Below are 16,095 nucleotides of genomic sequence, written 5' to 3' on the forward strand. Positions count from 1 at the left end.
TTCTCCTCTCTTTGATATAAATTATTGTTTTCAATTAACTTTTAACAGCTCCGGCAATTCCTTCCACAAAATGCTTCTGCATTAAAACAAATAATATAATAACCGGGATTACAGCTATAGAACCTCCGGCAGCAATGCCTGTCCAATCAACAGTATTTTCTCCTTTGAATGCATATAGCCCAACCGCAAGTGTCCTAGATGACGGATTATTCAAAGTTAATACCAAAGGAAGCATGAATGCATTCCAAGCCCAAATGGTTTCCATAATGACTACTGTCGTTGCGACAGGCTTACACAGTTTCATCATAATATAGAAAAATGTCTGAAAATAATTGCATCCATCTATCTTAGATGCCTCTTCCAACTCATTTGGTACAGATTGAAAGAAACTGGTAAACAGAAGCAAAAAGATAACATGCGCTCCTCCTGCCTGTGATAAGATCAATCCAAGCTTGGTACCTACCAGATTCATTCCTTTGACTACTTCATAGGTCGGTATAATTGTACTCACCAGCGGAATAGCAATACTGGCCAAAAAAACTGCCATGCATAGGTTTCTGCCAAGAAATTTATAACGTCCCATAGCATATCCCGCCATCATCGTCATAATCAGCACAATGATAACCGAAAATGCTGTTACAATAATTGTATTGATAAAATAAGTGCCAAAATCCGCTTTCTGCCAGATACGAATAAAATTGTCGATTGTCGGCTGTACCGGAATCAATCCCATACGGTTTTGGAAGAACTCATTCTGGCCCTTAAACGAGGCGGAAATCATCCATAAAAAAGGATATATCCAGAAAAATCCAACGCAAAGCAGCAAACCATGTTTAATCACAGATTTAACGATATGAATCTTTTTTTCTTTGCTCATCTGTTCCACCCCCTATTGTACATTCTTCTGTAGACGGTCTTTCATTGCATTCAGAAGTATTCCTATTATTATAACGGCTCCTCCAAAGAACAGAGCTGCTGCACTCGCATAGCCAAGCCTTGGCATTCCAATCTCACTTGAAAATGCGGTTCTATATACATACGTTGCGATTACATCTGTTGCATAATAAGGACCACCTTCCGTCATTGTTTTCACAATATCAAATACCTTCAAAGAATTTATGGCACATAATATTGCAATAATTCCTCCTGTGGGTGCAATCAGAGGCAACACAATATGGAAGAAAGTTTGTCTTCTGTTTGCACCATCAATGGTTGCCGCTTCATATACATCTTTCGAAACTCCCTGCAGTCCTGCCAGCCAGTAAATCATATATGTTCCGCAATCCTTCCAAAGCGAAATGATTACCAATGTAGGCAGCGCATACTTTGCGTTTCCCAGAAAATTAATCGGGTTTTTCAGAATATGTAGTGTGACCAAAAGATGATTGACCGGTCCCTGAACTCCCAAAATGAATATCATGATAATTCCCACTACAGAAGCAGTCGTAACTACAGGAACAAAATACATTGTACGGTATAATCCACGTCCTTTCATTTTTTCATCATTTAGCAGATATGCAAGGAACAAAGACACCGCAAGTTCTAACGGAACTATCATTACCATGTACTTAAAACTATTTATAAAAGCATTCCAAAACAATTCATCATGCATCAGCTCTTTATAGTTTTGTAAGCCGATAAACGTTGCATTAGATGTCATTCCCGACCAATCCAACAGTGAATACTGAATACTGCATATAATCGGATACCCTTGGAATAAGATATAAAATCCAACTGCCAGCGACATAAACATCCAACACCATAGATTTAACTTTAATTTTCTTTTAAATCGAATTCTTCTTGTTGCTGCATCGACCGCATATTTTGTCTTTGTCATTGTTCTCCCCCCATTTCATATAAATACTTGCTTCTGACAGCTTCTTTTATAGGTAACCCTGTATCGTAGTCCAACTGACGAGGCTCATATTCCTCATTTTCTCGTTGTCTTGTAAACCCTTCGTTATCCCAACTTGGAGTAAAATTTTTATTCCAGGGTCTAAGAGACCATTGATAACCACGATAAAGATCTCGAGTTGCATTCATATGGGTGACAAGTTTTCTATGATATTCCAGAATTATCTCCAAGTATTCCGGATTATCTATTTCATTTACCATTTCATCTGGATCCTTTTTTAAGTCGTAAAACTCATCTTTGTCAAGCAGATTAATTGCCAATTTATAGTTCTCCGAAATGACACCTCTCATAATTTGAAGCCCACCAAATCCATCATGATCTATCTCATATCTGGTAAACTCTGTATAAACTTCACTGTTTATCTTAATTGTCGTATCGTATATCTGTGGAAGCATGCTCTTTCCTTCCAGTAACTTCGGAATATGTAATCCAAAATAGTCCATCACTGTCGGAGTAATATCAATATGAGATGCCGGTGTTGTAATTACTTTTCCCTTTTCACCACCTTTAATGATCAGCGGAATATTAGTCACCTCATCATAGATAGCTGCGTTTTTAGAAAACAGCCTATGTGCCCCCAACATGTCTCCATGATCAGAGGTATAGATAACCATAGCATTGGGCATCTTTTCTTTAATCACATCCAGAACTCTTCCCATTTCATAATCAACAAAGCTGTTACATCCCAGGAATAATGCTAATCCTTCGGAACTTTGGTTGATCTGTTTTTCATCTGCTGTCAGCTTATCCCCGGCCCACAGTTGTTGCATTAAAGGTTTATTTTTCAAGTCATCTGTAAATTTAGCAGAAGGCTCAAATTTAAAACCTCTGTACATGGTATTATAAGGTGCAGGACATAACGACGGTCCATGAGGTTCGTCATATGATACCGTAAGGAAAAAATCTTCTTCTTTGTATTGATCCAAAAATCTGATTGCGCGATCCGAACATCTATGAGCATATGTAAATTCTTCTGAAAAATCCGGTTGAAATGACTCATTTGGTTGCCTCGAACATACACGTTCATTTTCACTCAGCTCATTCAGATAGCATTTCATATCATACCAGTAATCTGCATCCCAGCCTTCGGGACAACAACCTAATCCAAAATAATCCCCACCATCCAAATGCCATTTTCCTATATATCCACATTTAATGCCATTGTCCGTCAGTCTTTGTCCAATAGTCTTTACATTTGCCCCCAATGGAACTCCGTTCGTTACCATTCCATTTGAATGAGGAAACGTGCCTGTAAAAATTGCACTTCTTGCCGGACCACAAACCGGTTGACAAGTGTATGCATTCTCATACCGAATTCCCTCTTGCGCCAGTGCATCTAAATTTGGCGTAAACATTTTTTTATTACCATAACATCCCACCATGTCTTTTCTTGTGGTATCTGTCATTAATAGAATTATCTGTTTTTTCAAAAGGTCACTCTCCTTTTCTGGATTTGCGCTGTTTTATATAGATATATTAGCATATATTTATTTACATACTATTAACATAAATGCTTTTAATATGGATTTTTCTGCATTTGTATGTTATGATTACGTTGTTTATAAAGGATGGAGTTGATGTAGTCATATGATAAATATTAGCGGTCATTTAAGAGAAGAAAGAAAAATTACAGGTTATTACAATCAAGATGTTCCTCTGATAGTGAATTGTTGTGGGAAGCAGGTCTTTCAGACACAGGATTACTTCTGCAATCGTAAAAATGGCAGACTGGATTACCAAATAATATACATTCACCGCGGAAGTGGGCATTTTTATTTGAATAATGAATGGATTACCTTATCGGCAGGAAATATTGTTTTATATCGTCCAGGCATACCACAGTATTATTCCTATTATGCAAAGGAAAAACCTGAGATCTACTGGATACATTTTACTGGTAATGAATGTGAAAATATATTAAAACAATACGATATAAAGAATTGTTATATTGGTGAAAGGCTATATTTGAAATTACTCTTTCAGGATATTATCACCGAACTACAACTAAAAAAAATATCTTATGAAGACATTGTATTGCATAATTTTTATATTCTCCTATGCTTTATTCATCGTTCCTTTTATAGTATCTCCAGACCTTTGGATAATGATTTTTCCTTTGACAGGCTACTACTTGAATTAAACTCTAAATATGCAAACAAATGGTCTGTGGCTTCCATGGCTGATTACTGCAAACTAAGTCAAAGTAGTTTTTCACATATGTTTAAGGATCGTATGGGTATGTCCCCAATGCATTATCTAAATTACCAGCGCATTGAGAAAGCCAAAGATTTTCTTTTGTCTAATTCCATGACCATTTCCAATATTTCGCGTTTGGTAGGTTTTGATGATCCGCTTTACTTCAGCCGTGTATTCAAAAAATATACTGGTGCATCGCCACAAGCTTATTACCAAAATTTGGTAAATACTAATACACCTGACTGGTTTCTAAACAACACAACACCACAATGATTTTTATTATTTATAAAAATATTACATCCGACGAAGTACTATGTTTGAGAAACTCACTATTTCTATCTGTATAGTTCACCTAAAGCAAAGGAGGTTACAATGATACTACATTATTCAACGGAGGGCTCTTTATCCTTTAAAAGCATTTCCTCAGAAAGCTTGGTAGTGGCCTGAGGATTACTCAAGAATTCCGCAAGAATGAATCGAGCCTGCGCTTTCATTACATTGCCTCTTGCGATAATCTCATCCTCAGCTGCATTCATCGCCTGTTCATCAAACGTAAGTTCTCTTTCAATGCCCTCTTCCATATAGTGTTCCATTTGTGCAATGGCTGCATCGATTTCGCTAATTTTTTCATCGATCTCGATTTTCTCCAACTCGAGGCACTCTACTTTTCTTCGAATTTCATCATCGCTGACATAAGCAATGGCAAAACCCAACAGCGATGTAATTAAAGGGCTGATTGATAACAGAGTTACCACCGCCATACTTTTTCGCCGTTTTTCAGAAATCTCTTGTACATTTTCCGTACCGTTTTCAACCTTTTCCTCTGATACAGTATTTTCAAGAGTCATACTCTGATTTTCTTGTTCATACATATCGCTATATGCGAAGCGCAGATACACTGTCCCACCATAGACAAGAAGAAATCCTGCCACGAATACAGCAAACATTGTTAATCCGTGTTTCGTAGTCTTGTATATGGCTCCATGTAGAAATTTTGCGATAACAAGTGGAAGGATATTTAACACCACCGCAACACCAAATGCCATCACTATTGACATCAGTGCACTTTGTAAAAAACACTCTTCCATAATGGAGTATAGGACAGTTCCATCCATAGCAGAGAAAATCGGTACCAAAAGAAGATTGGCTTTTTCATTACTCCACCATGGCATTCCTGTTTTCTGAAATTTTTTTCTGGTTTCCTTTCTGTCTGGATATGTAATCATCTCGTTTAAAATCGCACAACCACCATGATTAGTCATTGTTCTCCTCCTCTTCAGATAAGCGGGTTCCTGACCATAGGATAAGTCTGTATTTCATAAGTGCTTTTTCATTTTCTTCTCTGTCTGCAATGCATAGTTCACGCTTAGACATCACTACACAGTAGTCCCCTTTATGCATTGCCATCAAATTCTCTGTTATCAATCGTTCATGATCACATCTCTGAACCCTGATAAACTTCAACGCTTCGACTATAGTCCTCTCTATAATGGCATCCATATAACTGCTATTAAACATATCGGGGTTTGCCGCTTTTAAGAATGCTTTGCATATCCCTTCAAATGTCTCCTCTAGCTCAGTTAACTTTGGTGACAATTGATAGTCTTTAGGAGCAAGCCCCATATTAGGTGCATACATAGGAATTTCTACAGCTGACGTATTCAGTTCATTCGGCTCATTAATACTTTTTTTAGAAAAAATCGGTCGATTAGTTTCCTTGGTTTTTCTTTTTCTCACTTTCATATTTACTTTTTACATCTCCTTTCATAAATTGAGTACACGGTCGATCATCGTGTGTAGCTTTTCCTTATTGGTAACATAGGCTTTCCTTCCAGGAGAATCTTGATATTTGATTTTGGGAAAATTCTCTAATTTATCTTTATCAGGGTTTTGGCATAAAACGCCGCTCCAATACCTACAGATTCTACTATTAAGCAATCTTTCAGCTCTTTCCTGATAGTGAACCAGCATTTCATCAACGATATCTGATTCTGTCCGAATTTTTGCCAGTCTCTTTAAAATTTCCTCTTTGCGTCGCTCTTCCAATGCATAATTTGCAGCTACAGCAGCTTTCTGTCTCTGCGCTTCCTCTCCGCATCCTTCAGGCAGTTCTCCTCCTTTATGTGACTCCATAAGTGAATATTCTACCAACAATGAATTAGCCTCTTGGATCATAGGTGCTAATTCGTTTGTCGTTTTCAAGAGCAGTTTTTCTATGTGTGCGTTATAGCTGTTCACCTTTGCATCAATGAAAGGAGTGGTATGTACTTCTCCATTACTACATACTTGGTTTTGTCTCGCATCTCGCTTTCCAACGCTCTTCTCAAATAGAGTCTTTATTCCCGGAATCCTAATAATTACCGGATCGAGGTAATAGTATTTTTTTCTTTTCATAAGCCGCCTCCTGTATATTTTCTTTCTTTATTATCATTTTTTTATTTCTTCCCCCATATTCGAATAACGGGAATGTTTTATAATTATAGCAATCCTATTATTTTATTTTTTCATCACTACATTTGCACTCTTTTGCACAATACTGGCACGGCTTTGCGATTTTCACTGTCACTTTACTATGCTACAATATGAAATGTGAATAACTGGTATTATTCACACGACGCAGGAAAGACTCCCCCTTTTAACTTTCCTGCGTTATTTTTATGCGGGAGGTGACAAACTTGAACATCAAAAAAATAATCAGATCCGAAAGGGGTGACGTATCCTACATCAGTACTTTTGTCTATATCCTGGTGGCAATGATTATGGTGGCATTTATCTTAAATGTGTTCCACATCATATCCGTAAAGCAGGAAATGGATCATATTTCTGACCAGCTGGTAAAGCAGATCCAGTTAAACGGAGGCACGAATGCTGATACCGGTGCCCTGTTTTCCTATCTGGCTGCACCCCTATCAGAAGTCGAGGGTCTAACCTATCAGGTAACCAGTTGCGGAAGTACCAACAGAATCCAGATAGGAACTCCCTTTTATGTGACAGTAACCGGAAGATGTTATCTGGGTGGCTTTTGGAAACTGAATCTGGTCCCGATTGACATAAAAGCAAATGGTGCCGGAGTCAGCGAACATTACTGGAAGTAGGTGAATCATGAAAAGCAGAATCAAAAATGAACGCGGGGATATGTCTTTTTTCTCCATCTTTCTTATCCTCGCCATCAATATGCTCCTGTCCTTCGTCCTGCTCTATGCATCCGTGCAGATCAACTGCATCAACATTCGTAATGCAGCCAAGATGGAGCTTAATAACGTGAGTGCCAGAATCTATGCAGATACCTTTCACTCCCAGCGGGAAGCCAACCTTACTTCCTATATGGCTGACATCAATTTAAGCACCGCCTATAAAAATGCCTTACGGGCCGGTTTTATAGAAGGCATGAAGTCAAGGGTGAAACTTACGAATGATGATTATGACGTAGAAAACATTGATCTGACGTTTCACCAGTACTCCGAAAAAATCGAATACGTAGCCTCTTTTGACATTACATATCAGATTCGGATGTTTGGAACATCCTTTCCTCCGATCCGAAGGCACGCAGAGCTTACGGGGTCCCACAATACAAAATTTTGATTACCTGTAAGATTTGTACCCTGACTTACGTATATATAATTAAAGACCAAGAAAGGAGCAGCCTATGAAAAAGAAGAATATTGATAAAAAAGTCGCACTTTCCATTGGGGGATTAAGTGTGTTATGTCTGGGACTTCTTTTCGGAGCCTGGTATTTAAGCCATGAACCGGAGGAGTCCTTCACTCCTGCCGCTCAGGAGGTGGAAACCCTGGCAGAAACCTGGGATGATAAATTAGATTCTGGTATTCCGGAAGCATCCATCAAAGAGGAATCTCTTTATACCGGTGAAGTCTCCGATAACACGCAGACTGTAATCTCTGAAGATGAAAACGGATCTAACGTAGATCTATCCGGAAGTGTGACAAAAGAGGAAGCCCAGGAGACAAAACCTACCGAGAAACCGGAGCCCATTGGGGATACCACAAATAAGGGCGAAGTTCCTTCCTATCCGGAAGAGGTTCCTGTAACGGCACCAGAAGTGCAGGCTCCTGCTGACAATTCAGAGAGTTCCCATCCCGGACAAGTCTATGATCCGGTATTTGGTTGGATTGATACCGGTAATACTACTTATGATGTGGTTGACAGTGATGGAGACATCAACAAGCAGATCGGCACTATGGGAGAATAACAAAACAACTAAGACATGGTAATCACGCCATGTCTTTTTTATTGCAAAGGAGATCTTATGAGAGCAATCAGGAAATACTTTTTTCCACTGCTTCTATCCCTAACCATATTTTTATCCACAGGCATTTCTACTTATGCTATGGGTGATGGAAATATTGATGGAGGCGGTGGATCTTTTGGTACAGGATCCGAACTAAACGTCTGGCGAAATAACCAGGATGGTGTTCGGGTTACAGTCGTTACCACGGGAGGCAGCGTTGTTGCTACTCCCATTGATTTATCAAACTGCAACATTTCCTCCACGGTGTTAAACTTTGGGAAAGTGTCCAAACTGCAATATACTGCAGGCTCATCGCTTTCCATGAATGCCTCCTACACCTACTCAAAACCAGCCGTCGCTCTACCTAGAATCATCAGCGGATCCGTGAACAAAGCCAGCATTGCAGCCATAAAACGCTACTTCTGTTCAGAGTATGCTGCTAAATTTATCGCATCCAAAACCGGCATTCCTTTTGAGAATCTGATTAATGGGGATTACAAATTGGTGATCGAACCCATTGCCTACTTCACGCACAATGGAAAAAACTATGCCATGACAGCAACGGAGGCTGCCCTTTACAACAAGTTATCCGGAGGTGCATTAAGAAGGGTGCTTCCCTCCCTGACGCACCAGAACCTGCCACTCGCGTTGTTTTTAGAAAAATCTGATCTCGGATACCCTGCATGGACTGGAAGCACCTCTGGAAAAGTGTCGGATGATGCCATTATCTCTTCCCTGGGCATCGGCATTGTAAGTTACAAAGATGTGCCTTCCGAAGAGCTGGAAGCCCCTGATTATACGTACCGTGTGGATACAGATGTTATTTCCAGCATTATGTTAACCAGTGCCACCGAAGTAAACCCGAAAAATCCGGCGAAAGCAACCTTTTACATTAATGGCGGCACTTATACCGTATCCAATATCGTTATGCCTTCAGGGGAGACGGAAAGATCTTCTATAAGAGGAAACTCCCGGACGACAGTATGGACATTGCGATTCTGCTGCTGATCCCGCTTCCGATATGTGCGGCATAAATATGGGTGCGGATCAGCTGGTCAGATAGCACCTTATAGATCTCCAGGGCATCATTGCTGCTTAAACCTTCAAACCGCTCATCCGCTGCAATCCTGTCCTCTGTCTCGATCAGATTGAAAAAAATATTGGTCATTAAATCATTGATGATCTGTGTTCTCAATTGCTACCTCCTGTGGTCCTCGCCCACTGACTTTATGGATGCTGTCGCTCCCTCTTCATACAGCATGAAATGCATCCTCTTACAGTTCTTCTGCGTGCCAAGTACCTTTTGATCTTCCGATGGAACTGACAACTTAATCATAGCAGTTGAACATTAATGCAAACAAAACATAAAAGTCTTAAAAACATCTATCGCTCTACACTATATCTTATCTGAATTTTTTGCAAAAAGCTTTTCCATAATTTATATAAAATTTACGTTAATATTCTTTTTGTACTTACAAATCACTTTGAAATCTGCCATTTTCTGGTGAATCTTGGTAATTATTAACAATTATAATAATAATTCTCATTATCATATTCTACATCCCGGTCTATATCATTTCCGGTCGAAACAAGTTATACTATAAGTGTCAAAATAAATATTTTTTATTAGGCAAAGGAGAAAAGCTATGGAAATTAAATTTTATTTTTGTGATCATTGTAAAAATGTTGCTATAAAGGTTGTAGATCATAAGGTTCCCCTGTTCTGCTGCGGGGAAAAGATGACCGAACTGGTACCCGGCACCGTGGATGCCGCAGTGGAGAAGCATCTTCCCGAATATACGGTAAAAAACGGGATTGTCTCCGTACATGTCGGCTCCGTGGAGCATCCGATGACCCCGGAGCACTATATCTCCCTGATCGCCGTGCAGACAGACCGCGGTGTGCAGTATAAGAATCTGACCCCGGATATGGCTCCGAGAGCAGAATTTGCCCTCTGCGAAGGGGAAACTGTGGAAGCCGTGTATGCTTATTGTAACCTCCACGGTCTATGGGAAGCGTGAGCCTATGAATACTAACAACGTAGAAAACTACAACGAACGTTATTCTCCGGAAAGAGAGACCTATGTGATCAAAAAGGATGGGAGTCTTGAGGCATTTCATGTCCAGAAGGTGATCGATGCTATCGGAAAAAGTGCTTATCGCGCACTTACGAAGTTCACTCCGGAAGAAAAGGAACAGATCTGTGAATGCGTCATTTCTCATATAGATGCTCTGGAATCCACACAGGTACCCATCTCTGTCATGCACAATATCGTGGAAAATGCCCTCGAGCAGGTACGTCCCATCGTAGCCAAAAGCTACCGCGATTATAGGAACTATAAGCAGGACTTTGTCCGGATGCTGGACGATGTCTACAAAAAAAGCCAGGCGATCATGTATGTGGGCGATAAGGAAAATTCCAATGCAGATTCCGCACTGGTCTCCACAAAGCGCAGCCTGATCTTTAATCAGTTAAACAAAGAGCTTTACCAGAAGTTCTTCCTGACGACAGAAGAGATCCAGGCATGCAGGGACGGGTATATCTACATCCATGATATGTCTGCCAGAAGGGATACCATGAACTGCTGTCTGTTCGATGTGGCGCATGTGCTCTCCGGCGGCTTCGAGATGGGGAATATCTGGTACAATGAGCCGAAGACTCTGGATGTTGCATTCGATGTCATCGGGGATATCGTTTTAAGTGCTGCCAGCCAGCAGTACGGCGGCTTTACTGTCCCCAGTGTGGATCTGATCTTAGAGCCTTATGCCGAGAAATCCTACCGCAGAGCCCTGGCTAAGTATGAGCGGCTGGGTGTCGCTGCAGATCTTGCCGAAAAAGAAGCTCTTGCGGATGTGAAGAAGGAGTTCGAGCAGGGCTTCCAGGGCTGGGAATATAAATTCAACACCGTGGCAAGCAGCCGTGGGGACTATCCTTTCATTACCGTGACAGCCGGAACCGGCACCGGACAGTTTGCCAGAATGGCTTCCGTTGCCATGCTGGAAGTCCGAAGGGGCGGCCAGGGAAAAACCGGACATAAGAAGCCGGTGCTGTTTCCGAAGATCGTATTTTTATACGATGAGAACCTCCATGGCCCCGGTAAACCTTTAGAAGACGTGTTTGAAGCAGGTGTTGCATGTTCTGCCAAGACCATGTATCCCGACTGGCTGAGCCTGACCGGAAAGGGCTATGTCGCAAGTATGTACAAGAAATACGGTAAGATCATCTCCCCCATGGGCTGCAGAGCATTTCTGTCTCCCTGGTACGAACAAGGCGGTATGCACCCGGCGTTTGATGGAGACGAACCGGTATTTGTGGGACGCTTCAACATTGGCGTGGTATCCCTGCATCTGCCGATGATACTGGCAAAAGCAAGAAAAGAGAGCAGAGACTTCTACGAAGTACTGGATTACTATCTGGAGCTGATCCGTAGGCTCCATATCCGGACGTATGCTTATTTAGGGGAGATGCGTGCATCCACGAATCCTTTAGCATATTGTGAGGGTGGATTTTACGGTGGACATCTGAAGCTTACGGACAAAATAAAGCCCGTCCTGAAGACAGCAACTGCCAGCTTCGGGATCACTGCTCTGAATGAGCTGCAGATGCTCTACAATGGGAAATCACTTGTGGAAGACGGTGCTTTTGCACTGGAGGTCATGGAACATATCAACAAGCGCGTGGATGAGTTCAAGGAAGAAGATGGCAATCTCTATGCCATCTATGGAACACCTGCTGAGAACCTCTGCGGACTGCAGATTAGACAGTTTAGAGAGCAGTACGGTATCATCGAAGGCGTATCTGACAGACCTTATGTCAGCAACAGCTTCCACTGCCATGTCTCCGAGGACATCACTCCGATCCAGAAGCAGGATCTGGAGAACCGTTTCTGGAACTTAAGTAACGGCGGCAAGATCCAGTATGTGAAATATCCGATTGGCTATAACACGCTGGCGATCAAATCCTTAATCCGCCGCGCCATGGATATGGGCTTCTATGAGGGGGTAAATCTCTCACTGTCCTACTGTGATGACTGCGGACACGAGGAGCTGCAGATGGATGTGTGTCCGAAATGCGGCAGCAAGAATCTGACCAAGATCGACCGGATGAATGGATATCTGTCCTATTCCAGAGTGCATGGTGATACCAGACTGAATGCTGCGAAGATGGCAGAGATTGCCGACAGAAAAAGTATGTAAATAAAAGATATCTTGAAGGAAAAATTGCAATCAGATAGGAAAAAGGATAGCGCTTCCCGCCATGCGGTTACGCTATCCTTTTTCTATTCCTAAATATTTCCATCTGTTTGTGGTTCTAAAATAACCTTCTATCAATAAAAACATAAAAATCGGGAAAGCTATTCTTCCTAATACGTCAAAAATATCACTTATCACAAGCAATATTCCTCCATTTAAATTAGGATAAATCAAAGCCTTATTGACATGATCTATGAGCATAGACGTAAAGGCGATATACTTTAATTGTGCTCCGGATAATATTTTTCGTCTGTTCATTTTCGTTCAAATACATATTCCGATTCAGATGACAAATCTCTTCTGAAAGTATATCCAAGGCTGTCAAATTTTCGTATCTCTTCAGGATTCTCAATTTCTCTTTCTGCCATGAACCGGACCATCTCCCCTCGGGCCATTTTGGCATATGTCCCTTTCGTTACCAGTTTATTTCCCGATAACTCACAAAAGGAGACCGTAATATAGGTATCCTTAGGTGTCAGATACTTTTCTATGCATTTTGAGTATTCTTTTGATGCCAGATTAATGATAACCCTGCTGTCATCAATCACTGAACGATATAATCTCTCCCCCCAGTAATCATACAGATTTTTTGCATCTCCTATCCCGACCTTTGCCTGCATTTCTAACCGGTACGGTGTCACCCCATCCATTGGTTCCAAAACCCCATAAAACGCAGACAGGATTCTCAAGTGCTTTTGTACATATGCAAGCTGTCTATCCTCAAACACAGCTGGTGCCATATACTGAAATGCGATTCCTTCATAGGATAATACTGCCGGAGTAAGTCCACGGTACAGATCCATAGTTTCCAGTGTGTGAAAGTTCTGTTCGGCAATCTTATCGTTACATTTCCAGACTGCTTTCAGCTCTTCTTTGGATTTGCTTTTCATCCAGTTTAATACTTCTGCTGTCTTATCAATATAGACAGGCAGTTCAACCGGTGCTAAGTTATCGGTATCTACTATCATCTTTTTTGCAGGTGATAAAATAATCTTCATTATGCCAATTCCTTAAGCATATTTTCAGGATCATCTGCCGCCTTGACTTTATCATTTGCCTTTATAATGATTCCCTGCTCATCAATAAGATAAGTAGTTCTTACCACGCCCATAGATATTTTTCCATAGTTTTTCTTTTCTTTCCAGACATCATAGGCTTCAATAACCTTACGTTCCGGATCAGCTAAAAGTGTAAATGCCAGACCATATTTTTCTTCAAATCTCTTATGAGAAGCCACGGAATCTTTACTGACTCCAAGAATGACCGCACCCTTTTCCGCAAACTGCGGATATCTCTCTGAAAAACCGCATGCCTGTTTCGTACATCCGGGTGTGTTATCCTTTGGATAAAAATATAAAATCACTTTTTTGCCTGCATAATCACTTAATTTATGCATTACGCCGTCCTGATCCGGCAATTCAAAATCGGGTGCTTTTATTCCTAACTCTAACATTTACTATTCCTCCGCTTTTGTATTTTCCACCTGTTTTCTTGTTCTTTTATTACCTGAAATCATTTTATGACCAGAATAGACTGCCATAGTCATGCATATCAGAGAGCCAAATGCAAAGTATTTGTGTGCTGCTTTTAACCCTTTATATCCTGTATAAAAAGTTCCAACCATTGTAACTATTGCTCCGATTGACCAATATTTATGTGCTTTCATTTTATACCTCCAAATTGATTAAGCTGTTTCCAAAATAAATATCTCTGGATCATTAACAATATTATACATTCCATCCATTACTTTCGACAAGCAGAGAAAAAATAATCAATCCAAATACAAAAGGATGTATCCCGATAATTCTGGCATTACCTTGACGCATCCTTTCGTGTTGTATTTTTTTATTCTTCTTAATGACAGCTATGGCTTCCGCATCCATGCTCACCACACGTATGTCCTTCCCCATGGTTGTGCTCATGGTTAGAACACTTCACATCCGGATTATAATCAAGCGTATCATTGATAAAAGCTTCTACTGCTTTATCCGCATCTCCTGAAACTCCGCCCAAAAGCTTAATGCCCGCTGCCGCTAACGCAGTCTGAGCACCTCCTCCGATTCCGCCGCAGATCAAAACATCGGCATTTAATGCATTAAGAACTCCTGCCAATGCACCATGTCCACTTCCATTCGTATCTACTACTTCTGAATGTAGCACTTTTCCTTCCTCTACATCGTAAATCTTAAATGTCTCTGTGTGTCCAAAGTGTTGGAAAATCTGTCCATTTTCATATGTTACTGCTATTCTCATGATACCTTCTCCTTTTTTTACTGCATATTTTTGATAAATCTCATGTTTGTAACATCCTCCAAAGCTGCAGTCGCTGCTCTGACCGTCACAGATTATGAAATACCCACCCTCAATTCTAAGCGGATGTCCATCAATGAGAGCATCTGCTATTTTCTTTCTGGCAATCTCGTAAATCCGTTGGACCGTCGTTCTTGCGATCTGCATAGATTCTGCACACTGCTCCTGACTGTAACCTTTCTTGTCCAAAAGACGGATTGTCTCGTACTCATCTACCGTCAGAACAATGGGCATTTTTTTCTCAGTATCATCTGCCGGAAGAAATTCTAAAACATTTGGGAAATGGCAGACTTTTCTACATTTTACTGGTCTCGGCATGAAATTGCTCCTTTCTCGCTTTTCTTATATAATAGTCCTATAAAGGGCATATGTCAATTATTCGATTGACGCATCTTAAAAAAGCAAGTATACTATGTTCATAAAGGAGATAACTATTATGAGCTTCGAAAATTATTTTCCACTATGGAATGACTTAAATACAGCACAGAAAAAACTAATTTCAGACAATTTGATCACACAGCATGTGAAAAAAGGAACAATCATTCACAACGGGAATATGGATTGTACCGGATTATTACTGGTTAAATCCGGGCAGCTTCGAACTTACATACTTTCAGATGAAGGACGGGAGATTACACTTTACCGTCTGTTCGATATGGATATGTGTCTTTTATCCGCTTCATGTATCATGCGGTCTATTCAATTTGAAGTAACCATTGAAGCAGAAAAAGATACGGATCTTTGGATCATCCCTGCTGAAATCTATAAGGGCATCATGAAAGAATCTGCTCCTGTCGCAAACTATACCAATGAGTTAATGGCTACCCGTTTTTCTGATGTCATGTGGCTGATTGAACAGATTATGTGGAAGAGTTTGGATAAGCGTGTTGCTTCATTTCTTTTAGAAGAGGCCTCTATCGAAGGAACAAACGAGCTGAAAATCACTCATGAGACGATTGCTAATCATCTTGGTTCCCACAGGGAAGTTATCACTCGAATGCTTCGATACTTTCAAGGCGAGGGTCTCGTCAAACTCTCCCGCGGCAAAATCACAATCCTTGATCCAAAAAGACTGGAAACACTCCAAAGGTCATAAAACTGTTTTTCTATAACATATAAAGAAGAATCCTCCATTTATCAGAATATGAAAGTCATTCTAATAAATGGGGGA

At 40.6% G+C, this 16,095-nt stretch carries 19 protein-coding genes and 1 pseudogene; 8 read left to right on the forward strand and 12 right to left on the reverse strand.

Going from position 1 to position 16,095, the window contains the following annotated elements:
- Positions 1-34: 34 nt before the first annotated feature.
- Genes H9Q77_RS14770 through H9Q77_RS14780 form a run of 3 tightly spaced genes read right to left on the reverse strand, consistent with a single transcriptional unit; the run spans position 35 to position 3,345 of the window.
- Positions 35-877, reverse strand: coding sequence for a carbohydrate ABC transporter permease (locus tag H9Q77_RS14770; protein WP_022152703.1), 843 nt, complete (start codon positions 875-877; stop codon positions 35-37).
- Between the two features lie 12 nt (positions 878-889).
- Positions 890-1,837 carry a carbohydrate ABC transporter permease gene (locus H9Q77_RS14775; protein ID WP_022152704.1) on the reverse strand — a complete coding sequence of 316 codons (948 nt, stop codon included), beginning with the start codon at positions 1,835-1,837 and terminating at the stop codon, positions 890-892.
- Complete coding sequence (locus H9Q77_RS14780; protein ID WP_022152705.1) at positions 1,834-3,345, reverse strand: sulfatase-like hydrolase/transferase; 1,512 nt, start codon at positions 3,343-3,345, stop codon at positions 1,834-1,836. Before H9Q77_RS14780 ends, H9Q77_RS14775 begins: the two co-directional genes overlap by 4 nt.
- Positions 3,346-3,502: 157 nt before the next feature.
- Between H9Q77_RS14780 and H9Q77_RS14785 the strand changes: the two genes are divergently transcribed.
- The gene (locus H9Q77_RS14785; RefSeq protein ID WP_022152706.1) at positions 3,503-4,384 is read left to right on the forward strand and encodes a helix-turn-helix domain-containing protein; all 882 of its coding nucleotides are present in this window, start codon (positions 3,503-3,505) and stop codon (positions 4,382-4,384) included.
- Positions 4,385-4,494: 110 nt separating this feature from the next.
- On the opposite strand, the gene H9Q77_RS14790 is transcribed toward H9Q77_RS14785, so the two are convergent.
- The 3 genes from H9Q77_RS14790 to H9Q77_RS14800 are packed head-to-tail and all read right to left on the reverse strand — an operon-like array spanning position 4,495 to position 6,505.
- Positions 4,495-5,373: a hypothetical protein gene (locus H9Q77_RS14790; RefSeq protein WP_118547784.1), complete on the reverse strand. Its 879-nt coding sequence runs from the start codon at positions 5,371-5,373 to the stop codon at positions 4,495-4,497.
- Positions 5,366-5,854: a hypothetical protein gene (locus tag H9Q77_RS14795; protein ID WP_118547785.1), complete on the reverse strand. Its 489-nt coding sequence runs from the start codon at positions 5,852-5,854 to the stop codon at positions 5,366-5,368. The genes H9Q77_RS14790 and H9Q77_RS14795 overlap by 8 nt, the downstream gene beginning before the upstream one ends.
- A gap of 21 nt (positions 5,855-5,875) precedes the next feature.
- Positions 5,876-6,505, reverse strand: coding sequence for a hypothetical protein (locus H9Q77_RS14800; protein ID WP_118547786.1), 630 nt, complete (start codon positions 6,503-6,505; stop codon positions 5,876-5,878).
- A 281-nt stretch (positions 6,506-6,786) separates the two neighbouring features.
- Between H9Q77_RS14800 and H9Q77_RS14805 the strand changes: the two genes are divergently transcribed.
- The 4 genes from H9Q77_RS14805 to H9Q77_RS14820 all read left to right on the forward strand — a co-directional run bounded on the left by H9Q77_RS14805 (position 6,787) and on the right by H9Q77_RS14820 (position 9,368).
- The gene (locus H9Q77_RS14805; RefSeq protein WP_227733857.1) at positions 6,787-7,206 is read left to right on the forward strand and encodes a DUF4320 family protein; all 420 of its coding nucleotides are present in this window, start codon (positions 6,787-6,789) and stop codon (positions 7,204-7,206) included.
- Between the two features lie 7 nt (positions 7,207-7,213).
- Positions 7,214-7,693, forward strand: a complete 480-nt coding sequence (locus H9Q77_RS14810) for a hypothetical protein (protein WP_249326032.1) — start codon at positions 7,214-7,216, stop codon at positions 7,691-7,693.
- A 64-nt stretch (positions 7,694-7,757) separates the two neighbouring features.
- Entirely contained in the window at positions 7,758-8,321 is a 564-nt protein-coding gene (locus H9Q77_RS14815) for a DUF6550 family protein (RefSeq protein ID WP_022154491.1), read from the forward strand.
- Between the two features lie 57 nt (positions 8,322-8,378).
- Positions 8,379-9,368 carry a hypothetical protein gene (locus H9Q77_RS14820; RefSeq protein WP_022154490.1) on the forward strand — a complete coding sequence of 330 codons (990 nt, stop codon included), beginning with the start codon at positions 8,379-8,381 and terminating at the stop codon, positions 9,366-9,368.
- Here the strand turns inward: H9Q77_RS14820 and H9Q77_RS14825 are convergent.
- Positions 9,316-9,555 carry a hypothetical protein gene (locus H9Q77_RS14825; protein WP_022154489.1) on the reverse strand — a complete coding sequence of 80 codons (240 nt, stop codon included), beginning with the start codon at positions 9,553-9,555 and terminating at the stop codon, positions 9,316-9,318. The two genes, H9Q77_RS14820 and H9Q77_RS14825, sit on opposite strands and share 53 nt — an antisense overlap.
- Positions 9,556-10,006: 451 nt before the next feature.
- Here H9Q77_RS14825 and H9Q77_RS14830 point away from each other — a divergent pair, with 451 nt between their 5' ends.
- Both H9Q77_RS14830 and nrdD read left to right on the forward strand, forming a co-directional pair.
- Positions 10,007-10,381, forward strand: a complete 375-nt coding sequence (locus H9Q77_RS14830) for a desulfoferrodoxin family protein (RefSeq protein WP_022154488.1) — start codon at positions 10,007-10,009, stop codon at positions 10,379-10,381.
- A gap of 4 nt (positions 10,382-10,385) precedes the next feature.
- Positions 10,386-12,557 (forward strand): anaerobic ribonucleoside-triphosphate reductase, encoded by a 2,172-nt coding sequence (gene nrdD / locus H9Q77_RS14835; RefSeq protein ID WP_118548260.1) that lies wholly within the window; start codon positions 10,386-10,388, stop codon positions 12,555-12,557.
- A gap of 90 nt (positions 12,558-12,647) precedes the next feature.
- Here the strand turns inward: nrdD and H9Q77_RS14840 are convergent.
- From H9Q77_RS14840 to H9Q77_RS14860, 5 genes and pseudogenes are all read right to left on the reverse strand, one after another.
- Positions 12,648-12,872 (reverse strand): annotated as a pseudogene (locus tag H9Q77_RS14840) (TraX family protein); the annotation flags it as partial.
- Positions 12,869-13,612: a peroxide stress protein YaaA gene (gene yaaA, locus H9Q77_RS14845; RefSeq protein WP_249326034.1), complete on the reverse strand. Its 744-nt coding sequence runs from the start codon at positions 13,610-13,612 to the stop codon at positions 12,869-12,871. The pseudogene H9Q77_RS14840 and the gene yaaA, both read right to left, overlap by 4 nt.
- Positions 13,612-14,067, reverse strand: a complete 456-nt coding sequence (gene bcp, locus H9Q77_RS14850) for a thioredoxin-dependent thiol peroxidase (protein WP_249326036.1) — start codon at positions 14,065-14,067, stop codon at positions 13,612-13,614. The genes yaaA and bcp overlap by 1 nt, the downstream gene beginning before the upstream one ends.
- Before the next feature lie 3 nt (positions 14,068-14,070).
- Complete coding sequence (locus H9Q77_RS14855; RefSeq protein WP_118548170.1) at positions 14,071-14,280, reverse strand: DUF6219 family protein; 210 nt, start codon at positions 14,278-14,280, stop codon at positions 14,071-14,073.
- 188 nt (positions 14,281-14,468) lie between these two features.
- Positions 14,469-15,242 (reverse strand): NifB/NifX family molybdenum-iron cluster-binding protein, encoded by a 774-nt coding sequence (locus tag H9Q77_RS14860; protein WP_118548172.1) that lies wholly within the window; start codon positions 15,240-15,242, stop codon positions 14,469-14,471.
- Positions 15,243-15,360: 118 nt separating this feature from the next.
- Between H9Q77_RS14860 and H9Q77_RS14865 the strand changes: the two genes are divergently transcribed.
- Positions 15,361-16,020 carry a Crp/Fnr family transcriptional regulator gene (locus H9Q77_RS14865; RefSeq protein ID WP_242961745.1) on the forward strand — a complete coding sequence of 220 codons (660 nt, stop codon included), beginning with the start codon at positions 15,361-15,363 and terminating at the stop codon, positions 16,018-16,020.
- The last annotated feature ends 75 nt before the right edge of the window (positions 16,021-16,095 follow it).

Source organism: Simiaoa sunii (assembly GCF_014337175.1).
GTDB lineage: Bacteria > Bacillota > Clostridia > Lachnospirales > Lachnospiraceae > Acetatifactor > Acetatifactor intestinalis.